The organism is Mesorhizobium sp. M4A.F.Ca.ET.050.02.1.1 (assembly GCF_003997725.1).
Taxonomy (GTDB): Bacteria; Pseudomonadota; Alphaproteobacteria; order Rhizobiales; family Rhizobiaceae; genus Mesorhizobium.
Map to the genome: position 1 here is coordinate 1 of NZ_RZSG01001444.1, position 566 is coordinate 566.

2 pseudogenes are annotated in these 566 nt (G+C 63.4%); both read right to left on the bottom strand.

The window, feature by feature from the left end:
• Positions 1 to 263 (bottom strand): annotated as a pseudogene (locus tag EOA33_RS38040) (GGDEF domain-containing protein); the annotation flags it as partial.
• Between the two features lie 113 nt (positions 264 to 376).
• Positions 377 to 566, bottom strand: a pseudogene (locus tag EOA33_RS38045) (DUF72 domain-containing protein); the annotation flags it as partial.

Below are 566 nucleotides of genomic sequence, written 5' to 3' on the forward strand. Positions count from 1 at the left end.
GTCCTGAACTGGTGGGCGGCACCCAGCATCACCGAAAAGCCGAGCAGCAGAAGTGCCAGCGTCAGAACGCCGAGGACAGGCCCAGGGGCTTCGATATAGGCGTCATAGACGAACACCTCGCCGACGATCACCAGCACGCTGATGGCCCAGGTCAGAAGGAAACTGTCGGAGCGGGCGGTCAGCCATGTGCCGAACAACGTCATGCTGAGGCAGGCGGCGGAAAAGCCGACCGCCAGCAGCATTGAATTGTAGTCGAGCAGCATGCCCTGTCCTTGCCGGCGGCGGCGCCAGAGTCTGCTCTGGCGTCGGCTATTAGTGCCGCAAGGAAGTGTCGATACCGTTACGATATCCGCGAAGATACCGAGATTTTGCCGCGTCAGCCCGTCACGCGCTTCATCAGCGCCATGGCGCCGAACGGTGCGCGCACCTTGCCCTCGGTGATGAAATAGGCGAACACGTCGCGCGGCTTGACCGGCGCGTCGATTTTGGCATCGACGCGCGGCAGGTCGGCCGGCTGCTTGCCCTCCGCCCAGGTTTTTACGCGCGCCGCCCACTCATCCAACGCC